At 68.9% G+C, this 26,782-nt stretch carries 30 protein-coding genes; 18 read left to right on the forward strand and 12 right to left on the reverse strand.

All coding sequences use genetic code 11. The features are described from left to right. Window positions 1-105: 105 nt before the first annotated feature. The 5 genes from AC3A6Y_RS09430 to AC3A6Y_RS09450 all read left to right on the forward strand — a co-directional run bounded on the left by AC3A6Y_RS09430 (window position 106) and on the right by AC3A6Y_RS09450 (window position 4,057). Window positions 106-1,332, forward strand: a complete 1,227-nt coding sequence (locus AC3A6Y_RS09430) for an RtcB family protein (protein ID WP_487867970.1) — start codon at window positions 106-108, stop codon at window positions 1,330-1,332. Window positions 1,333-1,372: 40 nt separating this feature from the next. Further along, window positions 1,373-1,771, forward strand: a complete 399-nt coding sequence (locus tag AC3A6Y_RS09435) for a zinc-ribbon domain containing protein (RefSeq protein WP_487867971.1) — start codon at window positions 1,373-1,375, stop codon at window positions 1,769-1,771. A 44-nt stretch (window positions 1,772-1,815) separates the two neighbouring features. Beyond that, window positions 1,816-2,853, forward strand: a complete 1,038-nt coding sequence (gene rtcA, locus AC3A6Y_RS09440; RefSeq protein WP_487869037.1) for an RNA 3'-terminal phosphate cyclase — start codon at window positions 1,816-1,818, stop codon at window positions 2,851-2,853. 132 nt (window positions 2,854-2,985) lie between these two features. Then, window positions 2,986-3,744, forward strand: a complete 759-nt coding sequence (locus AC3A6Y_RS09445) for a sulfite exporter TauE/SafE family protein (RefSeq protein ID WP_487867972.1) — start codon at window positions 2,986-2,988, stop codon at window positions 3,742-3,744. A gap of 94 nt (window positions 3,745-3,838) precedes the next feature. Beyond that, complete coding sequence (locus AC3A6Y_RS09450) at window positions 3,839-4,057, forward strand: hypothetical protein (protein WP_487867973.1); 219 nt, start codon at window positions 3,839-3,841, stop codon at window positions 4,055-4,057. 80 nt (window positions 4,058-4,137) lie between these two features. Here the strand turns inward: AC3A6Y_RS09450 and AC3A6Y_RS09455 are convergent, their stop codons facing one another. The 7 genes from AC3A6Y_RS09455 to AC3A6Y_RS09485 all read right to left on the reverse strand — a co-directional run bounded on the left by AC3A6Y_RS09455 (window position 4,138) and on the right by AC3A6Y_RS09485 (window position 12,593). Then, a complete protein-coding gene (locus AC3A6Y_RS09455; protein WP_487867974.1) occupies window positions 4,138-4,620 on the reverse strand; it encodes a MarR family winged helix-turn-helix transcriptional regulator in 483 nt (160 codons plus the stop codon). A gap of 49 nt (window positions 4,621-4,669) precedes the next feature. Beyond that, window positions 4,670-6,397: an acyl-CoA dehydrogenase family protein gene (locus tag AC3A6Y_RS09460; RefSeq protein WP_487867975.1), complete on the reverse strand. Its 1,728-nt coding sequence runs from the start codon at window positions 6,395-6,397 to the stop codon at window positions 4,670-4,672. Next, on the reverse strand, window positions 6,394-8,115 hold the full coding sequence (locus tag AC3A6Y_RS09465) for a tannase/feruloyl esterase family alpha/beta hydrolase (protein WP_487867976.1): 1,722 nt from the start codon (window positions 8,113-8,115) through the stop codon (window positions 6,394-6,396). Before AC3A6Y_RS09465 ends, AC3A6Y_RS09460 begins: the two co-directional genes overlap by 4 nt. Further along, on the reverse strand, window positions 8,112-9,101 hold the full coding sequence (locus tag AC3A6Y_RS09470) for a tripartite tricarboxylate transporter substrate-binding protein (RefSeq protein WP_487867977.1): 990 nt from the start codon (window positions 9,099-9,101) through the stop codon (window positions 8,112-8,114). The genes AC3A6Y_RS09465 and AC3A6Y_RS09470 overlap by 4 nt, the downstream gene beginning before the upstream one ends. A gap of 92 nt (window positions 9,102-9,193) precedes the next feature. Next, the gene (locus tag AC3A6Y_RS09475; RefSeq protein ID WP_487867978.1) at window positions 9,194-9,958 is read right to left on the reverse strand and encodes an SDR family NAD(P)-dependent oxidoreductase; all 765 of its coding nucleotides are present in this window, start codon (window positions 9,956-9,958) and stop codon (window positions 9,194-9,196) included. Next, window positions 9,955-11,823, reverse strand: a complete 1,869-nt coding sequence (locus AC3A6Y_RS09480) for a feruloyl-CoA synthase (RefSeq protein WP_487867979.1) — start codon at window positions 11,821-11,823, stop codon at window positions 9,955-9,957. The genes AC3A6Y_RS09475 and AC3A6Y_RS09480 overlap by 4 nt, the downstream gene beginning before the upstream one ends. After that, window positions 11,820-12,593, reverse strand: a complete 774-nt coding sequence (locus AC3A6Y_RS09485) for a crotonase/enoyl-CoA hydratase family protein (protein WP_487867980.1) — start codon at window positions 12,591-12,593, stop codon at window positions 11,820-11,822. Before AC3A6Y_RS09485 ends, AC3A6Y_RS09480 begins: the two co-directional genes overlap by 4 nt. 114 nt (window positions 12,594-12,707) lie before the next feature. Here AC3A6Y_RS09485 and AC3A6Y_RS09490 point away from each other — a divergent pair, with 114 nt between their 5' ends. Continuing rightward, on the forward strand, window positions 12,708-13,574 hold the full coding sequence (locus AC3A6Y_RS09490) for an amidohydrolase family protein (protein WP_487867981.1): 867 nt from the start codon (window positions 12,708-12,710) through the stop codon (window positions 13,572-13,574). Between the two features lie 25 nt (window positions 13,575-13,599). Here AC3A6Y_RS09490 and kefC read toward each other — a convergent pair whose 3' ends face one another. Together kefC and kefF are read right to left on the reverse strand one after the other, a co-directional pair. Beyond that, window positions 13,600-15,450, reverse strand: a complete 1,851-nt coding sequence (kefC, locus tag AC3A6Y_RS09495) for a glutathione-regulated potassium-efflux system protein KefC (protein WP_487867982.1) — start codon at window positions 15,448-15,450, stop codon at window positions 13,600-13,602. Continuing rightward, window positions 15,450-16,094: a glutathione-regulated potassium-efflux system oxidoreductase KefF gene (kefF, locus tag AC3A6Y_RS09500; protein ID WP_487867983.1), complete on the reverse strand. Its 645-nt coding sequence runs from the start codon at window positions 16,092-16,094 to the stop codon at window positions 15,450-15,452. The genes kefC and kefF overlap by 1 nt, the downstream gene beginning before the upstream one ends. Before the next feature lie 86 nt (window positions 16,095-16,180). Here kefF and AC3A6Y_RS09505 point away from each other — a divergent pair, with 86 nt between their 5' ends. Next, window positions 16,181-16,801, forward strand: a complete 621-nt coding sequence (locus AC3A6Y_RS09505; protein WP_487867984.1) for a nucleotide-binding protein — start codon at window positions 16,181-16,183, stop codon at window positions 16,799-16,801. Between the two features lie 79 nt (window positions 16,802-16,880). Next, window positions 16,881-17,339 (forward strand): MaoC family dehydratase, encoded by a 459-nt coding sequence (locus AC3A6Y_RS09510; protein ID WP_487867985.1) that lies wholly within the window; start codon window positions 16,881-16,883, stop codon window positions 17,337-17,339. A gap of 25 nt (window positions 17,340-17,364) precedes the next feature. Here the strand turns inward: AC3A6Y_RS09510 and trmL are convergent, their stop codons facing one another. Further along, window positions 17,365-17,826, reverse strand: coding sequence for a tRNA (uridine(34)/cytosine(34)/5-carboxymethylaminomethyluridine(34)-2'-O)-methyltransferase TrmL (gene trmL / locus AC3A6Y_RS09515; protein WP_487867986.1), 462 nt, complete (start codon window positions 17,824-17,826; stop codon window positions 17,365-17,367). A 14-nt stretch (window positions 17,827-17,840) separates the two neighbouring features. Beyond that, on the reverse strand, window positions 17,841-18,563 hold the full coding sequence (locus AC3A6Y_RS09520) for a ComF family protein (RefSeq protein WP_487867987.1): 723 nt from the start codon (window positions 18,561-18,563) through the stop codon (window positions 17,841-17,843). A 22-nt stretch (window positions 18,564-18,585) separates the two neighbouring features. On the opposite strand from AC3A6Y_RS09520, the gene AC3A6Y_RS09525 reads away from it, so the two are divergent. The 8 genes from AC3A6Y_RS09525 (at window position 18,586) to AC3A6Y_RS09560 (ending at window position 24,982) form a co-directional block, all read left to right on the forward strand. Further along, window positions 18,586-19,503 (forward strand): biotin synthase, encoded by a 918-nt coding sequence (locus AC3A6Y_RS09525; protein ID WP_487867988.1) that lies wholly within the window; start codon window positions 18,586-18,588, stop codon window positions 19,501-19,503. A 144-nt stretch (window positions 19,504-19,647) separates the two neighbouring features. After that, window positions 19,648-20,124 carry a DUF2244 domain-containing protein gene (locus tag AC3A6Y_RS09530; protein WP_106557492.1) on the forward strand — a complete coding sequence of 159 codons (477 nt, stop codon included), beginning with the start codon at window positions 19,648-19,650 and terminating at the stop codon, window positions 20,122-20,124. Between the two features lie 65 nt (window positions 20,125-20,189). After that, window positions 20,190-21,368 carry a cytochrome c oxidase subunit II gene (gene coxB / locus AC3A6Y_RS09535; RefSeq protein WP_487867989.1) on the forward strand — a complete coding sequence of 393 codons (1,179 nt, stop codon included), beginning with the start codon at window positions 20,190-20,192 and terminating at the stop codon, window positions 21,366-21,368. Window positions 21,369-21,418: 50 nt separating this feature from the next. Next, entirely contained in the window at window positions 21,419-23,059 is a 1,641-nt protein-coding gene (gene ctaD / locus AC3A6Y_RS09540) for a cytochrome c oxidase subunit I (protein WP_487867990.1), read from the forward strand. A gap of 13 nt (window positions 23,060-23,072) precedes the next feature. Beyond that, window positions 23,073-23,183 (forward strand): cytochrome oxidase small assembly protein, encoded by a 111-nt coding sequence (locus AC3A6Y_RS09545; protein ID WP_487867991.1) that lies wholly within the window; start codon window positions 23,073-23,075, stop codon window positions 23,181-23,183. A gap of 22 nt (window positions 23,184-23,205) precedes the next feature. Beyond that, the gene (locus AC3A6Y_RS09550) at window positions 23,206-23,838 is read left to right on the forward strand and encodes a cytochrome c oxidase assembly protein (RefSeq protein WP_487867992.1); all 633 of its coding nucleotides are present in this window, start codon (window positions 23,206-23,208) and stop codon (window positions 23,836-23,838) included. Continuing rightward, entirely contained in the window at window positions 23,835-24,047 is a 213-nt protein-coding gene (locus tag AC3A6Y_RS09555; protein WP_487867993.1) for a DUF2970 domain-containing protein, read from the forward strand. The genes AC3A6Y_RS09550 and AC3A6Y_RS09555 overlap by 4 nt, the downstream gene beginning before the upstream one ends. 53 nt (window positions 24,048-24,100) lie before the next feature. After that, on the forward strand, window positions 24,101-24,982 hold the full coding sequence (locus tag AC3A6Y_RS09560; RefSeq protein ID WP_487867994.1) for a cytochrome c oxidase subunit 3: 882 nt from the start codon (window positions 24,101-24,103) through the stop codon (window positions 24,980-24,982). A gap of 71 nt (window positions 24,983-25,053) precedes the next feature. Here AC3A6Y_RS09560 and AC3A6Y_RS09565 read toward each other — a convergent pair whose 3' ends face one another. Then, entirely contained in the window at window positions 25,054-25,275 is a 222-nt protein-coding gene (locus AC3A6Y_RS09565; protein ID WP_487867995.1) for a twin transmembrane helix small protein, read from the reverse strand. 36 nt (window positions 25,276-25,311) lie between these two features. Here AC3A6Y_RS09565 and AC3A6Y_RS09570 point away from each other — a divergent pair, with 36 nt between their 5' ends. Further along, entirely contained in the window at window positions 25,312-26,100 is a 789-nt protein-coding gene (locus AC3A6Y_RS09570; RefSeq protein ID WP_487867996.1) for an SURF1 family protein, read from the forward strand. Continuing rightward, complete coding sequence (locus AC3A6Y_RS09575) at window positions 26,042-26,767, forward strand: SCO family protein (RefSeq protein ID WP_487867997.1); 726 nt, start codon at window positions 26,042-26,044, stop codon at window positions 26,765-26,767. The genes AC3A6Y_RS09570 and AC3A6Y_RS09575 overlap by 59 nt, the downstream gene beginning before the upstream one ends. The last annotated feature ends 15 nt before the right edge of the window (window positions 26,768-26,782 follow it).

A 26,782-nucleotide genomic window follows, 5' to 3' on the forward strand; every position in this document is an offset into this window, starting at 1 on the left:
ATGGCTGGGAATATCCTACGCGTGTATGGGCAGACACTGACTCGCCGGCTGCTGCGGCTTGAGTCGGGAAGGGGCGACAGGCACCTTCCGCAACGGGAGAATGCAATGCAGGGAAAGAACTACGACGTACACCCCGTCGACGGCGGCGTGCCGGTGAAGATGTGGACCCGCGGCGTACCGGTCGAGGACGAGGCACGGCGGCAGCTCGAGAACGCCGCACGCCTGCCCATCGTGTTCAAGCACATCGCGGCCATGCCCGACGTGCACTACGGCATCGGCGCGACCGTGGGTTCGGTGATCCCGACCTTCAAGGCCATCATTCCGGCCGCGGTGGGCGTGGACATCGGCTGCGGAATGATGGCGTGCAAGACCACGTTGCACGCCAACGATCTGCCCGACAACCTGGGCCCGCTGCGCTCTGCGATCGAAAAGGCCGTGCCGCACGGCAGCAATCCCAGGCGAACGGGCCGCGACAAGGGTTCGTGGGAGACCCCGCCCGACGAGACCGATGCCGCCTGGGCCCGCCTGGTCGACGAATTCGAGGCCATCTGCGAGGACTACCCGCGCCTGAAGAACACCAACAACCACAAGCACTTGGGAACGCTGGGCACGGGCAATCACTTCATCGAGGTCTGCCTCGACGAAGCGGGGTCGGTGTGGTTCATGCTGCACTCGGGTTCGCGCGGCGTGGGCAATGCCATCGGCACCCACTTCATCGAGCTCGCGAAAAAGGACGCCGAGCAGCACCAGCGCAACCTGCCCGACCAGGACCTCGCCTACTTCGAGGAGGGCGCCAGGTACTTCGGCGACTACGTGCGCGCCGTGGGCTGGGCCCAGAAGTTCGCGCGCGCCAACCGCGAGGTGATGATGCAGCGCGTGGTCGCGGCCGCGCGCAAGGTGATCGGCAAGACCTTCGAGGCGCATGTGGAAGCAGTGAACTGCCACCACAACTACGTACAGCGCGAGACGCACTTCGGCCAGGAGGTGCTCGTGACCCGCAAGGGCGCGGTGAGCGCGAAAGCCGGCGAGCTGGGGATCATCCCGGGCAGCATGGGCGCCAGGAGCTACATCGTGCGCGGCAAGGGCAATCCCGAGAGCTTCATGAGCTGCAGCCACGGCGCCGGCCGCAAGATGAGCCGCACCAAGGCGAAGAAGCTCTACACCGTGGCCGACCAGATTGCTGCGACCCAGGGCGTCGAATGCCGCAAGGATGCCGACGTGATCGACGAGATCCCGATGGCCTACAAGGACATCGACGCGGTGATGGAGGCGCAGAAGGACCTGGTGGAGGTGGTGTACATCCTCAAGCAGGTGGTGTGTGTGAAAGGATAGGGCGAGGGCACCGCAGAGGCCTGCGCCCGGCAGGACGATCATGAAAAGCAACAAGCAGCGCCGCGCCGAAATCAAGCAGCGGCGCCTCGACCGTGCCGGGAAGCTGGTTGCGCAGCTGCGTGTGCAGGACGTGCGGCATCTCGCCGCCGGGGCGCGGCCTGCCGGCATGGAGCTGGCCGACCAGGACGTGCTCGCGCGCTACAACAACACGTATGGGCCGCTACCCGCCTTCTATGTCGACCTGGCCTTCACCTGCCGCGACTGCGGCATCGAGGAGGTCTGGACGGCCAAGCAGCAGAAATGGTGGTACGAGGTGGCCCACGGCCATATCGACAGCACGGCGGTGCGCTGCCGTGCCTGCCGCCGCGCGCTTCGCGAACAGCGGGAACGTGCCGCCGCCTATGCTGCCGCCAAGGCCTCCGGCAGGCAGGCGACCTGATCTGCATCCGAACGAACGACAGGAAGATGAAGACAGAAGAAGAGATGATCGAACTCGACGGCTCGCAAGGCGAAGGCGGCGGCCAGATCCTGCGCACCGGTCTTGCGCTGGCCATGGCGACGGGCCAGGCCCTGGCCATCGACAACATCCGTGCGCGCCGGCCCAGGCCGGGGCTGATGCGCCAGCACCTGGCCTGCGTGAACGCCGCGGCGGAGGTCAGCCGCGCACGGGTGGAGGGCGCGGAGCTGGGATCGCAGTTCCTGCGCTTCGTGCCCGGCGCCGTGCGCGCCGGCGACTACCGCTTTGCCGTGGCCAGTGCGGGCAGCTGCATGCTGGTGCTGCAGACCGTGCTGCCCGCGCTGCTGCTGGCCGATGGACCCAGCCGCATCGCGCTCGCCGGCGGCACGCACAACCCGATGGCGCCGCCCTTCCATTTCCTGGAGCGCGCCTATGCGCCGCTGGTGCGCCGCCTGGGGGCCGAGCTGCGGCTGGAGCTGCATCGCTGCGGCTTCTATCCGGCCGGCGGTGGTGCGGTGGACGCGACCGTCGTGCCCGCGGCCGGCGGGCTGAAGCCCTTCGACCTGAATGCACGCGGCGCGCTGCAGGACGCGCATGCCGAGTGCCTGGCGCCCGGCCTGCCGCGGCATGTCGCGGCGCGCGAACTCGACGCGCTCGGCAGCGCGATGGGCTGGGCCCGCGAGCAACTGCGCAGCGGCAGTACGCGGCAGAACGAGGGCCCGGGCAATGCGCTCATGGCCACGCTGGCGTACGAGCATGTCACGGAGGTGTTCACGAGCTTCGGCGAGAAGGCATTGTCGGCCGAGCAGGTGGCGCACCGGCTCGTGAAGGAAGTGCGCGCCTTCCAGAAGAGCGAAGCGGCGGTCGGGCCGCACTTGGCGGACCAGCTGGCGCTGCTGCTGGCCCTGGCGACGTGGCAGAGCGGGCAGGCCGCCGCCTTCAGCTGCAGCGAGCTGACGGAACACACGCGCACCAACTGCGCGGTGATCGAGCGTTTCCTGCCGGTGCGCTTCTCGATCGATGCGGGCGGGCACGCGGCCACGGTGCATGTGGCGCCGGCCTGAACGCTGCGCCGACGGCGGCGCGTTCGCACAGACCCCGCCGTCGATGGGACTCCGAACCGGGCATCACGATGCCGCTTCCTGCTACGCTCGGTGGCCCGCTCCCGCGGCGCGCTCGTCCTTTCCGCATCCCCCATGGCCCTCCCCATCATCAGCGACTGGCATTTCTATGCCGTCGCGGTCCCCGCCGTGCTCCTGCTCGGCGTCAGCAAGAGCGGCTTCGGCGCCGGCTTCGGCTCCCTCGCGGTGCCCATGCTGGCGCTGGCGGTCACGGTGCCGCAGGCGGCGGCGATCCTGATGCCGGTGCTGCTCCTGATGGACCTGCTGGGCCTGGCCGCCTTTCGCCGCGACTTCGATCGGTCGCTGCTGTATTTCCTGATCCCCTTCGGCCTGGTGGGCACGGTGGTCGGCACGGTGCTGTTCCGGGCGCTGCCCGCGCACACGGTGGCCGGCGTCGTCGGCGTGTTCACGCTGCTGTTCCTGGCGCAGCGGCTGCTTTTCCCGCCGCGCGCGGACGCACCGCCGCCTTCCAAAACCACCGGTGCCGTTTTGACGGCCATCGGCGGCTTCACCAGCTTTATCGCGCATGCGGGCGGCCCGCCGGTCAATGCCTACGTGATCCCGCTGCGCCTCACGCCGGTGGCCTACACCGCGACGCTCGCCTACTTTTTCTTCGTGGTGAACCTGAGCAAGTGGCTTCCGTATGCCTGGCTCGGCCTGCTCGATTGGCGCAACATGGCGACCTCGCTGGTGCTGCTGCCCATCGCGCCGCTGGGCGTCTGGGTCGGTATCCGCATCGCGCGCCGCATCGATGCGGTCTGGTTCTACCGCTTCGTCTACCTCGGCATGCTCCTGACCGGACTCAAGCTGAGCTGGGACGGATTCATGCCCTGACCAGGAAACACAGCTTTTGACATAGGCCTAATCGGCCATGTAATGCAAAGCTCTACGATTGCCGCGTGCTCCTCGGGTGTGCAAAATTTCACACATGTCCGAATCGATGACGACGCCCGCCGCACTCGAGGATTCCGAGCTGCAAACCCTGGCTGCCGAGTGGCGCATCCGCGCCATGCAGGGCGACCAGCTGGCGCATCGCATGGCGCAGGCCCTCGAGGCCGAGCAGCGCCGCCGCATTCGCGACACCGGCCTGCAGCCGCTGCCTCCGGCACGTTCCTCCGCTTCGGGGCCGTGGTGGAAATTCTGGTGAGCTCGTCGCACGCATTTTCCTGACGGCTGCTGGGCGATTCGATCTCGCCGCCTCGGCGTGCGGCCGGGCGCGCGTCCCGGTCAGTGGTAGATCTTCTGAAGCAGCCGGATCAGCGTCTCGCGCTCGCGCGTCGTGAGCTTGGCGCTGGCATCGGCCTCCAGTTCGACCACGGTTCGCTCGGCGTCACGCACCAGCGTTTCGCCGGCCGGCGTCAGGTACAGGCCGATGGCGCGGCCGTCGTAGGGGTGGGGGCGCCGCTCGATGAGGCCGCGGCTGTCCATCGCGGAGATCAGGCTGACCAGGTTGGGCGGCAGGATGTCCAGGGTGGCGCAGAGCTGGCGCGAGGTGGCGCCGGGATTGTGGGCGAGCAGCGAGAGCACGGAAAAGTCCACCTGCTTGAGCCCGTAGACCGCCATGCGCTCCGCGAACACCGTGCTCACCGCCAGCCAGGCGCGCCGGGCGTTGTAGCCCACCAGGGCTTCGAGGACGCGGGTGTCGAGCCGGTCGGGGCGCGACGGCGGGACGGAGACGGGGACGGCGGCTTTCTTGCGCGGAGCTGGCATGGCCCCGAGGGTAACTGCGTTTGCGCGGGCCGGCGTAGGGGCGTGCCCCCTACGCTGCGGCGCCGGGCGACAGGACGGCCTCGCAGGCGCGCTTGACCATGCCCAGGCGCATCTCGAACTCCGGCAGCACGAAGCGGCGAAAGGCCGCCGCAGGTGCCGTCCAGCGCGGGATCTCCGGCGCGACGTTGCCGATGCGTGCGCAGGCCCAGGCCATCAGGGCGATCGCCACGACCCGCAGGTAGTCGTCGGCCACCTCGTGCGCCAGCGCAGGGTCGCGCTGCGCCGCGAGGGCGATCGTGGTGCCGAGATAGCGAAGCTGGGCGAAGCGGCGCTGCACCTCGGCGTCGAACTCGCGGGAGGCATCGAGCTCGTCGCGCAGCTCGACCAGCAGGCCCGCCATGGCGGCGCCGCCGTCGGGCAGCAGCTTGCGCACGACCAGGTCGATGGCCTGGATTTCGTTGGTGCCCTCGTAGATCATCGTCACGCGGGCGTCGCGCAGCACCTGCTCGATGCCCCATTCGCGCACGTAGCCGTGGCCGCCGAAGACCTGAAGGCAGGCGCTGGCGCCATCGAAGGCCTGCTGCGTGCAGGCGGCCTTCAGCACCGGCGTGATCAGCGCGCATGCGCGTTCGGCGCGCTCGCGGCGCGCGGGGTCGGCATCGTGGCGCGCGATGTCCAGTTGCAGCGCGGTGCGGTAGGCCAGCAGGCGGGCGCCGTCGATCCAGGCGCGCTGCGTCTCGAGGATGCGCCGCACCGCCGGGTGCTCGGCGATCAGGTCGGCGCTCTCGGCGCCGCGGCTGGCCGGTGCCGGGCCGGGCGCGCGCATCTGCCGGCGCTCGCGGGCATAGGCGTCGGCCTTCTGCCAGGCTGCGTCCAGCAGGCCGATGCCCTGCAGTGCCACATGCAGGCGCGCCGCGTTCATCATCACGAACATGGCGGCCAGGCCCCGATGGGCCTCGCCGACCAGCCAGCCGGTGGCGCCGTCGAAGCGCATCACGCAGGTGGGGCTGCCGTGCAGGCCCATTTTTTCCTCGATGCGCTCGCAGTGCACGGCGTTGCGCGCGCCGTCCGGCAAGAGTTTTGGCACGAGGACCAGCGACAGGCCCTTGGGCCCGGCCGGTGCCTCGGGGAGCCGGCACAGCACCAGATGAACGATGTTCGGCGTGAGGTCGTGCTCGCCGCCGGAGATGAAGATCTTGCCGCCGCTGACTTGAAAGCTGCCGTCCGGCTGCGGCACCGCGCGCGTGCGCACCTGGCCCAGGTCGCTGCCGGCATGGGCTTCGGTCAGGCACATGGTGGCCAGCCACTCGCCGCTCGCGATTTTCGGCAGGTAGCGTGCCTGGAGGGCCTCGCTGCCGTGGTGCCTGATGCATTCGTAGGCGCCGTGCAGCAGGCCGGGCGCCATGGTGAGGCCGTGGTTGGCGGCGCTGAGCCATTCGAAGAGGATGGCTTCGAGGACGGCCGGCAGCCCCTGCCCGCCGTCTTCCGGCGCCGCGGAGAGCGCGAGCCAGCCGCCTTCGACCAGGCCCGCATAGGCCTCGCGGAAGCCCGGCGGCGTCTGCACCTCGCCGTCGCCGAAACGGCAACCCGTCTCGTCGCCCGTGCGGTTCAGCGGCGCGATCACCTCGGCCACGAACTTGCCGGCCTCGTCCAGCACCTGGGCCTGCAAGGCGTCGTCGAATTCGGCGAAAGGGCCGAGCGCGCGCAGGCGTGGGGTGGCGCCGAGCACGGCCTCGAGCAGGAAGCGCTGATCGTCGGGGTGGGGCTGGTAGTTCATCGGCAGGCGAAGCTGGAAGCGGCTTCGGTATCGCCGCCGGTGTAGGTCGCGACACGCGGATAGGGGCACAGCGGGCGGGTGCGGCGGGGCGACCAGTCGGCCGGCACCTCGGCATTGACCACGGGAGCGCCCGGTCCGCGCGCGCTGGCGGTGACGGACTGCGGCGCCCGGCCTTGCTCGACCCAGTCCACCAGGGCGCTCAGCATGTCGAACTGGTCGGCGGCGGGGCCGCCCGAGCAATGGTTCATGCCGGGCACCGGGAAGTAGCGGGCGAACGAGGCCGCATCGCCGCCGTGGGTCGCCTGCAGGCGCTCGTACCAGCCGGCCGTGTCGTCGGAGGAGAACACCGGGTCGCTGGTGCCGTGATAGACGATCATCTTCGCGCCGCGCTCGCGCAGCCGCTCCAGCTTCGTCGCTTCCGGCGGTGCCATGAAGGCCATGGACGACTCGCGGTAGCCGCCGCTCGCGGCCTCGATCAGGGGCGCATCGCGGTCCATGTCGAAGCCCAGCGCGAAGGGCAGGCCGCCCGGCCGCTCGGCCAGCGGCGGCGTGCTGAAGATGAAGGCCACCGCACCCGCGTCGCGTGTCTGCGGGCTCGCGAACTTCCACTCGCGCCAGTTGGCGCCCGAGATGCCGGCGTCGAAGGGAAAGCTGCTGTAGAGCGGCTTGCCGGCGCTGTTGCGCGCACCGGCATGAACGTTGGCGAGCGCGCTCTTCTGCGCCGGGGCGAGGCAGCTGCCGTCGCGCGCGCCGGTGCAGGTGGGCACGTCGGTGTCGAGGCGAAAGCGGGCCTGGCAGGCCTTCACGTCGGAGACGATGCCGTCGGCCAGCCCGTCGAGGGCATCGCAGCGCGCGAGCACGCGGCGCGCCACCAGCTGCAGCTCCGCGGGCGTGAAGGCGCTCTGCAGATCGGGCTGGCCGGCGCTCGTCGTGGCGCTCGCCACCTTGGCGTACTGCTGCGCGCCGTAGAGCTGCGCCACCGCGGCCTTCGGCAGCTGGAAGCCGGGGTTGCCGGCGAGGATGCCGTCGTACTGGGCCGCCGAGCGGGCGGCTGCCACCATCGCATGCCGGCCGCCGTTGGAGCAGCCGCCGATGTAGGAGCGGTCCGGGCCGCGGCCGTAGGCCTGCGCGATCAGGTTCTTGGCCATGGGCGTGAGCTGGGCGACGGCGTTGTAGCCGTAGTCCTGCCGCGCCTGCGGATCGAGGCCGAAGCGCGGGCCCATCGAGCCCGCATGGCCGGCGTCCGAGCTGATGACGGCGAAGCCCCTCTGCAAGGCGGTGCTCGCGGGACCGCCGCCGCCGATGCCGCCCATGGCCGGCACCACGGCGCCGTCCAGCCCGCCATTGGCCTGGTGGAAGAAGCGGCCGTTCCAGGCGCGCGGCAGGCGCATCTCGAAGCCGATGGCATAGCGCTGGCCGTCGACCGCGCTCACGCGCTCGTTCATGCGGCCCTGCACCAGGCAGTGCGCCGGCGCGGGCACGCCGGCGTTGCCGACGGTGACGGGGCCGGCGGCGACTTCCACCGCGCTCGTGTAGACCGTGTCCGGCCGGGCCGCCTTGGCGGCGAGCTCGGTGCAGGACAGCAAGGGGCCCGGCTGTGCCGCCGACAACTGCGGGGTCCGCGCGCCCGGGCCGGAGGAGGTGCAGGCCACCAGCGCCGCGGCGAGGCCCAGGACGCCCCGGCGCAGTGCGCCTTCGAAAGCGCCGCCGGCGATCATGACTCTGCGGTGAAGCCGATTTGCTTGACCAGCGGGCCCCAGCGCTCGTACTCCGCCTTCTGGTCGGCCGCCATTTCCTGCGGCGTGCTGCCGTTGGCCACCAGGCCGACCAGTGCCAGGGCGTCGATCACCGACTTGTCCTTCAGCGCGGCGGTGATCGCGGCATTGGCCGACGCGATGGTGGCGGCCGGCGTCTTGGCGGGGGCGTAGAAGCCGAACCACTCTTCCGAGGTCACGTCCGGGTAGCCCAGCTCGGTGAAGGTGGGCACATCCGGCAGATAGGGCGAGCGCTTGCGCCCGGAGGTGGCCAGCACGCGCACGCGGCCGGTCTTCATGTACTGCAGGTAGTCGCCGCTGGGGTTCATGGCGGCGGCGATCTGGCCGCCCACCAGGTCGGTGATGCTGGGCACGGTGCCGCGGTAGGGCACGTGCTTGAGCTCCACGCCTGCGCGCAGGCCGAGCAGCGCGCCCAGCAGGTGCGGCATCGAGCCGGCGCCGGGCGAGCCGTAGCTGGCCTGCGCAGGGTTGGCCTTGGCCCAGGCGAGGAAGTCCTTGAGCGTCTTCACCTCCGCCGGCACCGCCGGGCCGACCGCCAGGCCGTGGAACATGATGGCGCCGATGGACACTGCGGTGACGTCCTCGGGCTTGTAGGCGAGCTTGGGATAGATGTAGGGATAGACCGCGAGCGCCGACACCGGGGCCAGCGTGAGCACCGAGCCGTCGGCCGGCGAGTTCTTCAGCGTCTCGACCGCGATGCGGCCGCCCGCGCCGGGCTTGTTCTCGACGAAGCCGGGGTTCTTGCTGTAGGGCGTGCCGCCCAGCTTCTCGGCCACGCGGCGAGCCACGCTGTCGCCGGCGCTGCCTGCCGGAAAGCCGTACATGATCTTGACCTGGTCCAGCCCCTGCGCCAGGGCCGAGAGGGGCGACAGCCCGCCGAGGACGGCGGCGCTGCCCAGGGTGTGCAGGAATTGGCGACGGTGTTGCATGGCAATGTCTCCTTGATGAATTCGGAATGCGGGAGCCGAGGACGCGAAGCCTTCACGTCCCCTGCCTCCGGATGTTCGGATGGCCGTCTTCTTCAGCGCGGCGCCATGCGCAACGCGCCGTCGAGGCGGATCACCTCGCCGTTCAGGTGGCCGTTGGTCACGAAGTGGCAGGCCAGCTCGGCGAACTCCGAGGGCTTGCCCAGGCGCGGCGGGAAGGGGATCGAGGCGGCCAGCGACTGCTGGACGGTCTCGGGCAGCTCCTTCAGCAGCGGCGTGGCGAACAGGCCCGGCGCGATGGTGCAGACGCGAATGCCGTGCTGCGCGAGGTCGCGCGCCATCGGCAGCGTCATGCCCACCAGCCCGCCCTTGGAGGCGCTGTAGGCCTGCTGGCCGACCTGGCCGTCGAAGGCCGCGACGGAGGCGGTGAACATCAGCACGCCGCGCTCGCCGCCTTCCAGCGGGTCGAGCTTCGCGCATTGCGCCGCGTAGAGGCGGCTGATGTTGTAGGCGCCGATCAGGTTGACGTTGACCACGCGCACGAAGTCTTCCAGCGGCGCCGGGTTGCCGTCCTTGCCGACGATGCGCTTGGCGCTGCCGATGCCGGCGACGTTCATCAGGATGCGCGCCGGGCCGTGCGCGGCGGCGGCCTTTTCGAGCGCGGCGTTCACGCTGTCGGTGTTGGTGATGTCGCAGGGGCATGCGATGCCGCCGATCTCGCCCGCGACCTTCTCGGCCAAAGCGGCGTTGAGATCCAGCACCGCCACCTTGGCACCCAGGCGCGCGAGCTCGCGCGCGGTCGCCTCGCCCAGGCCCGATGCGCCGCCGGTGACCAGCGCGGCTTGTCCTTCGATCTTCATGGTTTGTCTCCTCGAGGTGTGAGCGTGAAAGGCAGGCTGCCGGCGTGGAAGGCCTCCACGGTATCGGCGCGGTGCTTGAGCACGGAGCGCTGGTTGACGGAGCCCTTGTCGGTGACTTCGCCCCGGTCGATCGAGGGCGGCTCGTGCTCCAGGTGCAGGCGCGCGATGCGGTTGGCGCTGCCGGTGGCGGTCTTGGCCAGCGCGTCCAGCACGTTCTGAAAATGGGCCTGGACGGGCGCGCTCTCGACGACCTCGCGCATACCGGCATCGGCGGGGAGGCCGGCCAGTTCCCGGACCTTCTGCGTCGGGAAGATCAGCGCGCCGACCTCCTTGAGGTTGAGCCCGGTCAGCACCGCGTCCTGCACATAGGGCGCCCCGGCCGCGATGATCTTCGCGCGCAGCGGGCCCACGCTCACGAAGGTGCCGGTGGCCAGCTTGAAGTCTTCCGCGATGCGGCCGTCGAAGCGCAGGCCGCGGTGGATGTTGTTCTCGTCGATCCACTTCACCGCATCGCCGGTGCAGAAGAAGCCTTCCTCGTCGAAGGCCTCGGCCGTGGCCTCGGGTGCGCGCCAGTAGCCCGGCGTGATGTTGGGGCCGCGGTAGCGCACTTCGGTCTTGCCGTCGGTGTCGATCAGCTTGATCTCGATGCCGGCCGCCGGCAGTCCCAGGTCGCCCGACTTGACCTCGGGGCCCGTGACGTAGAGCGCGAAGGGGCCCGATTCGGTCATGCCCAGGCCGGTGCCCATCACGATGCGCTCGCCGATTTCGGCCTCCTGCGTGCGGTGCAGGCTGTCCCACACCGGCTGTGCCAGGGCAGCGCCCGAGTAGAAGAACATCTTCACGCGGGACAGCAGGTTGCGGCGCAGCACTGCGTCGCTTTCCATGGCGTGGGCGATGGCCTCGAAGCCGGTCGGCACGTTGAAGTAGATGGTGGGCGCGATCTCGCGCAGGTTGCGCAAGGTCTCGGCCATGCCGGCGGAGGTGGGCTTGCCGTCGTCGACGTAGAGCGTGCCGCCGTTGTCCAGCACGATCCCCACGTTGTGATTGCCGCCGAAGGTGTGGTTCCAGGGCAGCCAGTCCACCAGCACCGGCGGCTCCTCGCCCAGCGCCGGGATCGACTGGCGCAGCTGCTGCTGGTTGGCGCACCACATGCGATGGGTGTTGATCACCGCCTTGGGCAGCTTGGTCGAGCCCGAGGTGAAGAGGAACTTGGTGATGGTGTCGGGGCCGGTGGCCTGCATCGCGGCGTCGATGGCGGGCGTGGCCGGGGTGGCGGCCAGCTGCGCGAGGCTGGTGGCAGGGCGGCCCTCGATCTCGCCCTCGCCGAACACCAGTTCGATCTCGGCCGGCACGGTGGCCTTGATGGCGCGCTCGAAGCGCTGGGCGTCGGCGGCGAACACCAGGCCGGGCGTCAGCGTGTCCAGCACGTGGCGCAGCTTGTCGAAGTCCTGGCTCACCAGCGAGTAGGGCGGCGAGACCGGACAGTAGGGCACGCCGGCGTAGAGGCAGCCGAGGGCCAGGAGCGCATGCTCGATGCCGTTCTCGCTGAGGATCGCAACCGGGCGCTCGGGGCCCAGGCCGCGCTCGAGCAGGGCCTGGCCGATGCTGCGGGCCTGCCGGTGCGCCTCGGCGTAGCTCACGCGGATCCAGTCGCCCGTGCCGCCGCCGGGCAGGCGCTCGCGGCGGGCAATGAAGGTGCGATCGGGCGCCGCCTCGGCCCAGTGGCACAGGCGATCGGTCATGCGCTCGGCGTAGGGCGCAAGCTGCGTTTCGGCACGCAGGTAGCGCGTGCCCGGTGCGCCTTCGCGCAGGACGGCCCGCGTCACGCCGAAGGCGAGGGGGCGATAGCGGACTGAGGTGTTCATTCCTTCGTCACCTTGTTGGCGCGGCCTTCGAGGAAGGCGCGCACGCGTTCCTTGGCCTCGGGTGCGGCCTGGACGATGCCGGAGATCAGCGCCTCGGTGAAGAAGCCATGATCGGCCGGCTGCTCGCTGATGCGCGGCAGCGCATGCATCAGCGCGTAGTTGGTCAGAGGCGCATTGCCGGCCACCTTCTGCGCGAGTTCGAGCGCCTTCTCGTAGGAGCGGCCCTCGGCCACCAGGTACTGCGCGAAGCCGGCACGCTCGCCGGCCTCGGCGTCGTAGACGCGCCCGGTCATCATCATGTCCATCATGCGCGCGGTGCCGATCAGCTTGGGGATGCGCACCGAGCCGCCGCCGCCGACGAAGATGCCGCGCGAGCCCTCGGGCAGTGCGTAGAAGGTGGTGCTGTCGGCCACGCGGATGTGGCAGGCGCTCGCCAGCTCCAGCCCGCCGCCCACCACCGCGCCGTGCAGTGCCGCGATCACCGGCACCGGGCCGCTTTGGATGACGTCGAGCGCCGCGTGCCAGAGACGCGAGTGCTGCAGGCCCTGGCCGGCGTCGCGCTCCTTCAGCTCGGAGAGATCGAGGCCGGCGCAGAAATGCGGGCCCTCGCCGTCGATGACCGCCGCCCGTACCGTCGAAGGCAGGTTCTGGAAAGTGTCTCGCAGGGCGAGGATGAGGGAATCCGACAACGCATTGCGCTTCGCGGCGCGCGTCAGGCGGATGATGGCGATCTGGTCGCGGATTTCGAGTCGAAGGTCTGTGGTGGTCATGTTGCGCTCCCGGTTAGGATCGATTATGGTTATGGAAGATAACTAATTCAAGCCGAGACTACGGGCTCGGCACCCGGACTTACCCTTAGTTGTTAGCAGCCTGGAGACAAGCCCATGGACCACCGCAACCTGATCGCCATCGACACCCACACGCACGCCGAAGTGAGCTGCTGGAATCCCTTCGACAACTACGGCGAGGAGTACGACCGCGCGGCCGACAAGTATTTCAGGTCCAGCCGGCGCCCGACCATCCAGGAAAGCATCGACTACTACCGCGAACGCAAGATCGGCCTGGTGATGTTCATGGTCGACGCGGAGTCGAACCTCGGCCGGCGCCGCATCCCGAACGAGGAGATCACCGAGGCGGCGCAGAAGAACAGCGACATCATGATCGCCTTCGCCAGCATCGATCCGCACAAGGGGAAGATGGGCGCGCGCGAGGCGCGGCGGCTGATCGAGGAGCACGGCGTCAAGGGCTTCAAGTTCCATCCGACGGTGCAGGGCTACCACCCCTACGACAAGATGGCCTGGCCGATCTACGAGGTGATCGCCGAGCATGGCCTGCCGGCCGTGTTCCACACCGGCCACAGCGGCATCGGCTCGGGCATGCGCTGCGGCGGCGGCTTGAGGCTGGAGTACAGCAACCCGATGCACCTGGACGACGTGGCGATCGACTTCCCCGACATGCAGATCGTCATGGCGCACCCCAGCTTCCCCTGGCAGGACGAGGCGCTGAGCGTGGCCACGCACAAGCCCAATGTCTGGATCGACCTGTCGGGCTGGAGCCCGAAGTATTTCCCGAAGCAGCTGGTGCAGTACGCCAACACGCTGCTGAAGGACCGCATCCTGTTCGGCAGCGACTACCCGCTGATCACGCCGGACCGCTGGATGAAGGACTTCGAGGAGGCCGGCTTCAAGCCCGAGGTGATGCCGGGCATCCTCAAGGGCAATGCGGTCCGGCTGCTGAAGCTGGACGCTTGAGCCGGTACCCGCGGCGCACGGCCCTTCACGAAACGGGCTCCTCCTCTTCCGCCGCCAGGTTCCAGTCCTGCCCCGAGCGCCGCTTGCGCTCGTCGCGCTCGCGCGCGATCTGGTCCTGGAACTGCTGGCGGCCTTCCTTCGAGACCGCGATCAGCTTGGCGCGGTCCTTGTAGTGGGGATAGAGCTCGTGCATGAGCTCGATGTTGCGGCGGCGAAAGCGCATCGCGGCCTCGCGCGCCTCGTACGCCGGCCAGCCCAGGCCTTCCAGCACCGAGCGGGCGCTGCGCAGCGAGGACTCGAAGAGCTCGCGCTCGATGAACTCGACCTTGCGGTCCAGCAGCTGGTAGAGATGCCCCACGTTGCGCGCGCGGGCGATGATGCGCGCGTTGGGGAAATGCTCGCGCGCCATGTCGACGATGGCGAGCGACTGCTCCACATCGTCGACCGCCACCACCAGCACCTTGGCGGTGCCGGCTCCCGCGGTGCGCAGCAGGTCCAGCCGCGTCGCGTCGCCGTAGAAGACGCGGAAGCCGAAGTCGCGCAGGTTCTCGATGGTGTCGGGATCGTGGTCGAGCACGGTCAGCTTCAGCCCCTGGGCGCTCAGCATGCGCCCGAGGATCTGGCCATAGCGGCCGAAGCCGCAGATCAGCACCTTGGCGTCCTGCTGCTCGGAGATTTCCTCCATCGTGACCGGCTGGCCGGCGCTGTGGCGCGGCAGCACCCACTTGTCGAGCGCGACCAGCAGCAGCGGCGACAAGAGCATCGACAGCGCCACCGCGCCGACGAGGAAAGAGGCCACGCCGGCCGGCAGCACCTGCGGGCCGGCCGCCTGAAAGACCACGAAGGCGAACTCGCCGCCCTGCGCCAGCAGCAGCGTGAACACCGGCCGCTGCTGGTAGGGCAGGCCCATCAGCTTCGCCAGCGTGAAGATCACCACCGCCTTCAGCAGCATGAAGCCGAGCACGACCAGCGCCATCAGGCCCGGGCGGGCGAGCAGCACGCCGAAGTCGATGCTCATGCCGACGGCGATGAAGAACAGGCCCAGCAGCAGGCCCTTGAAGGGCTCGATGTCGGTCTCCAGCTCGCGCCGGTACTCGCTCTCGGCCAGCAGCACGCCGGCAAGGAAGGCGCCCAGCGCCATCGACAGGCCGACGAACTGCATCAGCGCGGCGATCGCCACCACCAGCAGCAGCGAGGCGGCGGTGAAGATCTCGGGCGTGTCGCTGCGCGCGATCCAGCGCAGCAGGGGCCGCAGCACCAGCCGGCCGCCCAGCACGATGCCGCCGATCACCGCGACGATCTTCAGGCCCTCGAGCGCCCGGTCGGCGCCTGTGAGGGCGGGCCCCGTATCGGAACCGACGGCCAGGAGGGGCAGCAGCGCGAGGATCGGGATCGCCGCCACGTCCTGGAACAGCAGGATCGAAAAGCCGGCCTGGCCGCTGGGCGTGGGCAGCAGGTTGCGCTCGCCCAGCACCTGCAGCGCGATGGCGGTGGAGGACAGCGCCAGGCCCAGCGCCGCGACCAGGGCCACGCGCCAGCTCGCGCCGCCGGCCCAGCCGGCCAGGAAGAGCACGACCGCGCAGCCGAGGACCTGCGCCGAGCCCCAGCCGAAGATCGGCCGGCGCAGGCTCCACAGGCGCTTGGGCTCCAGCTCGAGGCCGACCAGGAACAGCATCAGCACCACGCCGAACTCGGCGAAGTGCAGGATGTCCACGACGTTGGTCACCAGGCCCAGGCCCCAGGGGCCGATGACGATGCCGGCCGCCAGGTAGCCGATGATCGAGCCCAGGCCGAGCGCCTTCGACAGCGGCACCACCAGCACGGCGGCGCCCAGGTAGATGAGGGAATTGACGAGCCAGGCCGGTGCGTGTTCCATCAGGCCTCCTCGGGTTCGTGCGGCCGGTCGGTGGCCGGAACTTCGCAGGCGACGCACTCGGCGATGTCCTCCAGCTCCGGCCAGTCGGGGTAGCTGGAAAGGCGCTGGCCGAAGACCTCGACGTGCGCTGCCAGCGTCTCGGGGCTGGCGCTGCGCGCGCCGTGCAAGAGCAGCGGTGGCAGGAAGCGCATGCCGCACAAGGCGGCCGTCTGTTCGTACGGGGGCAGGAAGGCGTCGAAGAAGTAGCGGTTGTAGCTCTGTGGGTGGTAGCTGCGCTCGGGGCCGCCGGTGGTGGCGACCAGCCAGCAGTCCTTGCCCTGCAGCGCCGTGCCGCCGCCGCCATAGGCCCAGCCGTAGCTCAGCACCTCGTCGATCCAGAGCTTCTGCAACGCGGGCATCGAATACCACTGGATCGGGTGCAGCAGCACCAGCAGCTCGGCGCGCGCGAGGCGGGCCTGCTCGGCCTGCACGTCGATCGCGAAGTCGGGGTAGCTGGCATAGAGGTCATTGACCTCGATGCCGGGCAGGCTGCGCGCGGCCTGCAGCAGTTGCCAGTTGACGCGCGAATCGCGCCAATGGGGATGGGCGGCGAGCAGGTAGATCCCGCCTGCAGGACGGCCGGGACCGGTGGTTGTCGTTGTCATGGTCCGGGAACATAGCGCAACTCGGACGGCGGGCGGGCGCAGCTACCATGGCGCCTGTTGTCTCATCAGCTGGGAAGGAGCCTGTCATGCCGGTGGTCCTGGTCGCCAATCCCAAGGGCGGGGTCGGCAAATCCACGCTCGCAACCAATATTGCGGGCTACTTCGCGAGCCGTGGCCATGCGGTGATGCTGGGCGACATCGATCGGCAGCAATCGGCCCGGATGTGGCTCGGGCTGCGCACGCCGGCTGCTCGCGAAATCAGGACCTGGGAGGCCTCGGAGGACGGCAACGTGGTGCGGCCTCCGCGCGGCACCACCCATGCAGTGATCGACACGCCGGCCGGCCTGCACGGCTCGCGCCTCAAGGAGGTGGTGCCGCTCGCCGACAAAGTGCTGGTGCCGCTGCAGCCCAGCATCTTCGACATCTACGCCACGCGCGATTTCCTCGACAAGCTGATGGCCAACCGCCATGTCGGCAAGACGCAGGTCGGCGTGGTCGGCATGCGCGTCGACGGCCGCACGCTGGCGGCCGAGCGCCTGCGCGAGTTCGTCGCCGGGCTGGGCGTGCCGGTGCTGGGCGAGCTGCGCGACACGCAGAACTATGTTCAGCTGGCGGCGCGCGGGCTGACGCTGTTCGACATCGCGCCCGGACGGGTGCAGCGGGATCTGGAGCAGTGGGAGCCCATCCGCCAGTGGCTCGAGGCCTGACGCCCGACTGCGGTTTACCCGCAGTCGCCTTGTCGCGGCAGCTACAGCCGCGGCGCTTGCAGCCCGATACAGTGAACGCATGAAGAAGACATTCCAGACCCTTCAGGATCTCGCCGCCTGCGTCGGCCAGGAAGTCGCGGTGAGCGACTGGATCACCGTCACGCAGGAGCAGGTCAACCAGTTCGCCGAAGCCACCGGCGACCACCAGTGGATCCACGTCGATGTGGAACGCGCCAAGGCCGGGCCTTTCGGCGGGCCGATCGCGCACGGCTTCCTGACGCTGTCGCTGCTGCCGCGCTTCTACGAAACGGCCTTCGAGGTGATCGAATCGCGCATGGGCGTGAACTACGGGCTCAACCGCGTGCGCTTCATGACCCCGGTGCCGGTGGGCGGCCGGCTGCGCGGGCGCATGAAGCTGCTGAGCTGCGAGCCGATCGCGAACGAGGGCGTCCAGATGGTCTGGGAAACCACCATCGAGCTCGAGGGTGCCCCCAAGCCGGCCTGCGTGGCCGAATCGGTGGTGCGCCGCTACCGCTGACGAATCCGCCGCGCCGCCCGGCGCGTCAGCCGAAGCCGTTTTGCCGCCAGGCCTCGAACACCGTCACGGCCACCGCGTTCGACAGGTTCAGGCTGCGCTGGCCTTCGCGCATCGGCAGCCGCAGACGCTGCGGCGGCGGGAAGCGATCGCGCAGTTCGGGCGCGAGCCCGCGCGTCTCGGAGCCGAAGACCAGCCAGTCGCCGGGACGGAAATCGACCTCGTGCACGGTGCGCGTGCCTCGGGTCGTGAGCGCGAACAGGCGTTCGGACGATGGTTGCTCGGCGGCCAGCAGCGCTTCCCAGCCGGCGTGGCGCCGGACCTCGGCGTACTCGTGGTAGTCGAGGCCGGCGCGCCGCAGCAGCCGGTCGTCCATCGAGAAGCCCAGCGGCTCCACCAGGTGCAAGGTGCAGCCGGTGTTGGCGGCCAGCCGGATCACGTTGCCGGTGTTGGGCGGGATTTCGGGTTCGACCAGGACGATGTGGAACATGGGCCCGATTGTCTTCATGCGGGCGGATCGGTCCGTGCCAGCACGAGCGCCGTGATGTGCGCGGCCCCGCCGGTGCGCAGCACCTGCGCCGCCGAGAACAGCGAGGCGCCGCTGGTCATCACGTCGTCCACCAGCACGATGCGCCGCCCGCGCACCGCCTCGGCGCGCAGCGGCTCCAGCGCGAAGGCGCCCTGCAGGTTGCGCAGCCGCTCGGCGCGTGCGAGGCCGCTTTGCGCCGGGGTTTCCCGGGTGCGCAGCAGCAGCCGGGCATCGGTCTTCTGCGGGGCCAGCCGGCGCGCCAGCTCGTGCGCCTGGTTGAAGCCCCGCTCGCGCAGCCGGCCCGGCGCCAGCGGCATCGGCAGCACCAGTTCGGCTTGCTCGAGAGCCGGCTCGACCCAGGGGGCGCTGCGCAGCAGGGTCGCCAGCGGCGCGGCCCAGCCCGCGCGGCCCTGGAACTTGAACTGCGCGATGCAATCCGGCCAGGGCCAGACATAGGCGCAGGCCGCCAGGCAGGCGTCCAGCGGCGGCGGATGGGCAAGGCACTCGCCGCAACGGGGCACGCCCTGCGGCACCGGCAGGGCGCAGCCGAGACAGCGTGCGGCGGGCGGGGCGAAGCGCGTCACGCAGGCGTCGCACACCGGCCTCGAGGGCCAGGCCCGGCAGACGGCGCACTGGCTCGGCACGCGTTCGAGCAGTGAAGAGAGCAGAGAAGGGCGCCCGCGCCAGAGGTTGGACATGCCTCAATATACTGAGCCCCCCATGGCCACCGATCCCCCTCAGCGACCGCCGACCATCGATCCGGCGGCAGCTGCACGGTGGGGCCGGCTCGTGCCCGATGGCAACTCGCCCTGGCTGCATGAAGAGATCGGCCGGCGCATGGAAGACCGGCTGCAGTGGATCAAGACCCAACCGCGCCATTGGGCCGACTGGTCCCCCTTGCGCGGCGGCATGGAGGCACACGCGCTGCTCGCGCGCCGCTACCGCGACGCCGCCGCCTTCGTGATCGAGCCGGAACCGGCGCTGCTCGCACCCACCCGCGAGGCGCTCGCCGCGCCCTGGTGGAGCGCGCGGCGCTGGCAGGGCGCGCGGCCGAGCTTCGCGGCGCCGCCCGAGGAGGGCGTGGACCTGCTGTGGGCCAACATGGCGCTGCACATGGCGGCCGACCCGCAGGCCCTGATCGCGCGCTGGCACCGGCTGGTGGCGACCGACGGCTTCCTGATGTTCTCCTGCTTCGGCCCGGACACCGTGCGCGAGCTGCGCGTGCTGCACGAGCGCCTGGGCTGGCCGCCGGCCAGCCACGAGTTCACCGACATGCACGACTGGGGCGACATGCTGGTGCATGCCGGCTTCGCGGAGCCGGTGATGGACATGGAGCGCATCGTGCTCACCTGGCCCACTGCCGAGGCCGCACTGGCCGAGCTGCGCACCTTGGGGCGCAACCTCCATCGGGGGCGCTTTCCCGCGCTGCGCGGGCGGACCTGGCACCGCAACCTGCGCCGCGCCCTGCCCGATGTGGCGCTGTCCGCGGAAGGGGCGGGGCGGATCGCGCTGACCTTCGAGATCATCTACGGCCATGCCTTCAAGCCGGCACCGCGCGTGGCCCTGGCCGCCGAAAGCGCGGTCTCGCTGCGCGAAATGCGTTCGATGCTCCAGCGCGGCGGGCGCCCGGGCGGCTGAGCCCGAGGCGAGGGCCGCAGAGCCTTTCGGATCACCCGCTACAATCCGCCGTTGCGTGAACTCCGGGTATTGTCCCGTGATCGAGGCCTGTCGGACATGGGTTTGACGGCGATCGACGCACCGATTTGCTGAACTCGCTCGCCCGTGTCGAATTCCGTGTTTCGTTTTGCCACCGTTTCAGGCCAGAACATCCACTGGTTCCTGAAGCGCAACTGCTCGGTCACGCCGAGCCAGCTCGGCTGGCTCTACGCATCCTTGTGCGTGATCTCGCTGGGCATCGGAACCGTCTTCTGGCTGCACGGCGCGCTGCTGGTGCTGCCCTTCGCCTGGCTCGAGCTGGGCGCCGTCGGCTTCGCCTTCCTGCTGTATGCGCGCCATGCCGCCGACGGCGAGCGCATCGCGCTGCAGGGTGGCCGGCTGGTGGTCGAGCTCGAGAACGGCGGGCATTACGAGCGCACTGAATTCTTGCCGCACCAGGTGCGGGTCGAGCCGCAGCTCAGCGACCGGTCGCTGATCGAGGTCTCGGGACAGGGTCGTTCGGTCAGGGTGGGGCGCTATGTGCGTCCGGAGCTGCGCGCGGCGCTGGCGCGCGAGATTCGAATGGCATTGCGCGGCGCCTGAAGGCGCGGCGCGCTGCGGCACCGCGGAGACCGGTGGGTTACTTGAAAATTGAAGAAGTGAACACGATGAAGAGCAATTGGTGCAACAACAAGTGGCCGGCGAATCTGCTGCTGGCGGCCGGCGCGGTGTGGGGCGGCACGGCGCATGCAGTCAACGATCTGGCCGGCGGCCCGTCGGTGCGCCAGCTGAATCTGCCGGTAGGCGTCACCAAGATCGCGGAAGAGCAGCACTTTCTGCACACCGTGATGCTGGTTCTGTGCACGGTGATCTTCATCGCCGTCTTCGCGGTCATGTTCTATTCGATCTGGAAGCACCGCAAGTCGGTGGGCCACAAGGCCGCCAACTTCCACGAGTCCGTGGTGGTCGAAGTCCTCTGGACCATCGTGCCCTTCATCATCGTGATCCTGATGGCGCTGCCGGCCACCAAGGTGCTGGTGGCCCAGAAGGACACCACCAACGCCGACCTCACGATCAAGACCACCGGCTATCAGTGGAAGTGGGGCTACGACTACATCAAGGGCGAGGGCGAGGGCCTGGCCTTCATCTCCACATTGGACAGCTCGCACCGCGCCCTGTCGGACGCCGGCGCCAAGGGCGATGTGCCGGACGACTACCTGCTGAAGGTCGACAACCCGATGGTGGTCCCGGTCGACACCAAGGTCCGCATCATCACCACCGCCAACGACGTGATCCACGCCTTCGCGGTGCCGCAGCTGGGCGTCAAGCAGGACGCCATTCCCGGCTTCGTGCGCGACACATGGTTCCGCGCCGAGAAGGTCGGCGACTACTACGGCCAGTGCCAGGAGCTCTGCGGCAAGGAGCACGCCTACATGCCGATCCACGTGAAGGTGGTCTCCAAGGGTGACTACACCGCATGGGTCGACGCCAAGCGCAAGGAGGCTGCGGCCAGGCAGGACGACCCGAACAAGGTCTGGACCCTGCCCGAGCTCCTGGCACGCGGCGAGAAGGTCTATGCGGCCAACTGCGCCGCCTGCCACCAGGCCAACGGCAAGGGCGCAGGCCCGATCAAGCCGCTGGACGGCTCGGCCATCGTGGTGGACGCCGACCACAACAAGCAGATCCACATCGTCCTCAACGGCGCGAACAACGGCGCCATGCCCGCCTGGAAGCAGCTGAGCGACACCGACATCGCCGCCGTGGTGAGCTTCACCAAGAACAGCTGGTCGAACAAGACGGGCCAGCTGGTGCAGCCGGCCGAGGTGCTGGCGCAGCGCGGCAAGTAAGCCGACGCCGCCCACGACGCCACGACGAAGAGTTTGCAAGGAATATCACAATGAGCGCAGTCATCGATCCCCACGGCCACGCCCCCGGCCACGGCGACCATGCCCACGACGATCACCACCACGGCGCGCCGACCGGCTGGCGCCGCTGGGTGTTCGCCACCAACCACAAAGACATCGGCACGCTGTACCTGCTGTTCTCCTTCACCATGCTGATGGTGGGCGGCGTGCTCGCGCTGCTGATCCGCGCCGAGCTGTTCCAGCCCGGGTTGCAGGTGGTCAATCCGGAGCTGTTCAACCAGTTCACCACCATGCACGGCTTGATCATGGTGTTCGGCGCGATCATGCCGGCCTTCGTGGGCTTCGCGAACTGGATGATTCCGATGCAGATCGGCGCTTCCGACATGGCCTTCGCGCGGATGAACAACTTCAGCTTCTGGCTGCTCATCCCCGCGGCCATCATGCTGGTGGGCTCCTTCTTCATGCCCGGCGGCGCACCCGCAGCGGGTTGGACGCTCTATGCCCCGTTGACGCTGCAGATGGGTCCCTCGATGGACGCCGGCATCTTCGCGATGCACATCATGGGCGCCTCTTCGATCATGGGGTCGATCAACATCATCGTCACCATCCTCAACATGCGCGCCCCCGGCATGACGCTGATGAAGATGCCGATGTTCTGCTGGACCTGGCTCATCACCGCCTACCTGCTGATCGCCGTGATGCCCGTGCTCGCCGGCGCCATCACCATGACGCTGACCGACCGCCACTTCGGCACCAGCTTCTTCAGCCCCGCCGGCGGCGGCGACCCGGTGATGTACCAGCACATCTTCTGGTTCTTCGGCCACCCCGAGGTCTACATCATGATCCTGCCGGCCTTCGGCATCATCAGCCAGATCGTGCCGGCCTTCTCGCGCAAGCGCTTGTTCGGCTACGCCTCGATGGTGTATGCGACCTCCTCGATCGCGATCCTGTCCTTCATCGTGTGGGCGCACCACATGTTCACCACCGGCATGCCCTTGACCGGCCAGCTTTTCTTCATGTACGCGACCATGCTGATCGCGGTGCCGACGGCGGTGAAAATCTTCAACTGGATCGCCACCATGTGGCAGGGCTCGATGACCTTCGAGACCCCGATGCTCTTCGCGGTGGGCTTCATCTTCGTGTTCACCATGGGCGGCTTCACCGGCTTGATCCTGGCGATCGCGCCGATCGACACCCAGTTGCAGGACACCTACTACGTCGTCGCCCACTTCCACTACGTGCTGGTGGCCGGCTCGCTCTACGCCATGTTCGCGGGCTACTACTACTGGGCGCCCAAGTGGACCGGCGTGATGTACGACGAGACGCGCGGCAAGATCCACTTTTGGTGGTCGCTGATCTCCTTCAACATCACCTTCTTCCCGATGCACTTCCTCGGCCTGGCCGGCATGCCGCGCCGCTATGCCGACTACCCGATGCAGTTCGCCGATTTCAATGCCGTGGCCTCGGTCGGCGCCTTCGCCTTCGGCCTGGCGCAGGTGTACTTCTTCTTCTTCATCGTGCTGCCCACGATGATGGGCAAGGGCGAGAAGGCTTCGCAGAAGCCCTGGGAAGCTGCCGAGGGCCTGGAGTGGGAAGTGCCGTCGCCGGCGCCTTTCCACACCTTCGAGACTCCGCCCAAGCTGGACGCCACCGCCACCAAGGTGATCGGCTGAAAGGATGCACGCGATGACGCCTGAACAGAAGAGGAACAACCGCCGCATGGGGCTCACGCTGGCCTCCATCGCGGTGATGTTCTTCATCGGCTTCGTCGTCCGCATGGTCTGGGTCGGACGCTGACCGGGCAGGAGGCGAAGCGAACATGGGCATCGGTCAACGCATCCGGCGCGAGAACGTCCGCATGGTGGGCAAGCTCGCCGTGGTCGCGGCCGGCATGTTCGCCTTCGGCTATGCGCTGGTGCCGCTGTACCGCGCCATCTGCGAGATGACCGGCATCAACATCCTGGCGCTCTCCGAACTCGTGGTGCCGGGTGGCGCCAGCGGCGGCAAGAACGTGCGGCTGCCCGACAACACGCAGGTCGACACGAGCCGCACCATCACGGTCGAGTTCGATGCCAACGTGCGCGGCCTCTGGGACTTCAAGCCTGCGCAGCGATCGATGCAGGTCCATCCGGGCCAGCTCAACACGGTGATGTACGAATTCCAGAACGTGCAGAACCGCCGCATGGCCGCGCAGGCCATCCCGAGCTATGCGCCGCAGCAGGCCGCGCCCTATTTCAACAAGCTCGAGTGCTTCTGCTTCAACCAGTACACGCTCGACGCGGGCGAGAAGAAGCAGTGGCCGGTCGCCTTCGTGATCGATCCGAAGATCTCCAAGGACGTCAAGACGATCACGCTGTCGTACACCTTCTTCGAAGTTGGCGGCAGGACGCCGCCGGCGCCCGTGGCCGCCAACACCGCCACGCCCGCGCCGGCCGCGGAGCCGCGCTCATGATCATGGCCCAGACGCCGCCCAAGAAAGGCTCCCTCTGGCGTACCGTCAAGGCGGTGGCCTGGGGTTTCTTCGGCGTGCGCAAGAACAGCGACTACCAGGAAGACATCGCCAAGCTCACGCCGCTGCACATCGTCGCTGTGGGGCTGGTGGCTGCCGTGCTTTTCGTCGTCGGCCTGATCCTGCTGGTGAAGTTCGTCGTCGCGCCCTGACAGAGACAAGTGCCCCACAGATTTGAATCGAGAGAAGAGAACCAGGACCTGATATGAGTTCAAGCACCCACGGCACCACGCCCTACTACTTCGTGCCCTCGCCGTCGCCGTATCCGGTGATGGCGTCGATCGGCCTGCTTTTCGTGATCTTCGGCGCCGCGCAATGGATCAACGGCCACCAGTGGGGCGCCTGGTCGCTGCTGGTGGGCATGGTTTGGTGGCTGGGCACGCTGTTCGTCTGGTTCCGCCGCGCCATCGGCGAGAGCGAGAGCGGCCAGTACGGCCACAAGGTGGATCTCTCCTTCCGCTGGAGCATGAGCTGGTTCATCTTCTCCGAAGTGATGTTCTTCGGCGCCTTCTTCACCGCACTCTGGTGGGCCCGCACCCATGCGCTGCCTTCGCTCGGCAGCCTGGACAACGCCCTGCTGTGGCCCGACTTCAAGGCCGTGTGGCCAACGCTCGCGCCGGGCGCCACCGGTTCTCCGGCCGACACCGTCGAGCCCTTCCAGACTGTCGGGCCCTTCTGGCTGCCGACCATCAACACCGCGCTTCTGCTGAGCTCGGGTGTCACGCTGACCATTGCGCACCATGCGCTGCGCGCGAACCACCGGGCTCAGGCGATCCGCTTCATGTGGCTGACTGTGCTGCTGGGCGCCATCTTCCTCGGCGTGCAGGGCTACGAGTACTACCACCTCTACACGGACCTGAACCTCAAGCTCAGCTCCGGCGCCTACGGCTCCACCTTCTTCATGCTGACCGGCTTCCACGGCCTGCACGTGTTCATCGGCATGCTGATGCTGCTGTTCATCACCCTGCGCCTTCGCGCGGGCCATTTCACGCCGGACCGCCACTTCGGCTTCGAGGGTGCGGCCTGGTACTGGCACTTCGTCGACGTGGTGTGGCTCGGCCTTTACTTCCTGGTCTACTGGCTTTGAGCTTGCAAGACGGCACAAAAAGAAAGCGCCGCAAGGCGCTTTTTTCATGGGGGTTGTGGAACGAGCACGACCTACTTGCTGATGGGCAGCCCGCCGGGCTGGATGTAACCGAACTTCCAGGCCAGCAGCAGGCACAGGAACAGAACCACCGAGAGGCCGATCCGAACGGTGAGCGCGCGCACCATTCCGCCGCTCTTGGCGCGGCCCTCGCGCCCATCCCTCAGCATGAAGAACAGCGCGACACCGAGGCTCGCCAGGATGCCGATGAAGGCCAGCGCGACAAGGTATTTCATGACTCCGATTATCGGCCGCAGCGGCCGGCCCATGGCGTGAACGATGGCTCGGTGCCCGCCGCGCGCCGCGCGCGCGGTGGACGCTTCTGGTTGATCACCATGGCGGCCCTGGTCATGCTCGCAGCGACGATTTCGCTGGGGCGATGGCAGCTGTCGCGTGCCGCCCAGAAGGAGGCCTTGCAGGCCGAGATCGAGGCGCAGAAGACCCTGCCGGCGCTCGACCAGGACCAATTCCTCGGGCTCGAACCGGCGACTTCCGCCATGCACCGTCCGGTGCGGCTGCACGGGCTCTGGCTGGCGCCGCACACGGTCTACCTGGACAACCGCCAGATGCACGGCCTGCCCGGCTTCTACGTGCTCACGCCTTTTGCGATCGAAGGCAGCAACCAGACCGTACTGGTGCAGCGCGGCTGGGTGCAGCGCAATTTCACCGACCGCGCGCAGCTCGCCCCGGTCGAGACGCCGAGCGGCCTGGTCGAACTGGTCGCCAGGGTCGCGCCGCCGCCGGCGCACCTGCTCGAACTGGGCAAGGAAAGCCCGCCGCCCGCCGCGGCGCCGGGGTCTTCGCCCATCCGGCAGAATCTCGATCTCGAAGCGTTCCGCGCCCAGACCGGGCTGCCCCTGCGGACCGATGTCTCGCTGCTGCAGACCGGCCCGGCGTCCGAGGGCCTGCAGCGGGACTGGCCGGTCCCGGCGCTGGGCATCGAGAAGCACTACGGCTATGCGTTCCAGTGGTTCGGGCTCGCTGCCCTCGTCGTCATCCTTTATGTCTGGTTTCAACTCATCGCCCCCTTCCGCAGCGCGCGCCGCCTCCGCCGTGGCTGACGAGCCGCTCGGGTTGACGGTGCACTCGATGCCCTCGCCGCGCCAGGCGCTCGATGGTGCCGAGGGCAGGCGCACCGTGCTCGGCCGCTGGAAGATGATCCTGGTCATGCTGTGCTGTGCGGCGCCGGTGATCGCCTCGTACTTCACGTACTACGTGATCCGGCCCGAGGGGCGGCGCGTCTACGGCGAGCTGATCGATCCGCAGCGCACCATGCCCGAGCTGACGGCGACCACGCGCGCAGGCGCGACGGTGCGACTCTCTTCGCTCAAGGGCCAATGGCTGCTGGTCGCGGTGGCCGACGCCGGCTGCGATGCCCTGTGCGAGCAGCAGCTCTACCTGCAGCGCCAGCTGCGCGAGAGCCTGGGCCGCGAGAAGGACCGCCTCGACCGAGTCTGGCTGGTGAGCGACACGGCGCCGGTGCCCGCTCGGCTGGACAACGGCCTGCAAGGCGCGATCGTGCTGCGCGTGCCGGCGGCGCAGCTGGCGCAATGGCTTGCTCCCGAACCGGGCCATGCGCTGGCGGAGCACTTCTACGTGGTCGACCCCATGGGCAACTGGATGATGCGCTTCCCCGCCCGCATGGACACCGCCGGCGCGGCCCGCGCCAAGCGCGACCTCGAGCGTCTCCTGCGCGCCTCGGCCTCCTGGGACGAGCCCGGCCGCTAGCCGGGCATCTCACAC

Source organism: Variovorax sp. Soil_C_17, assembly GCF_057657265.1.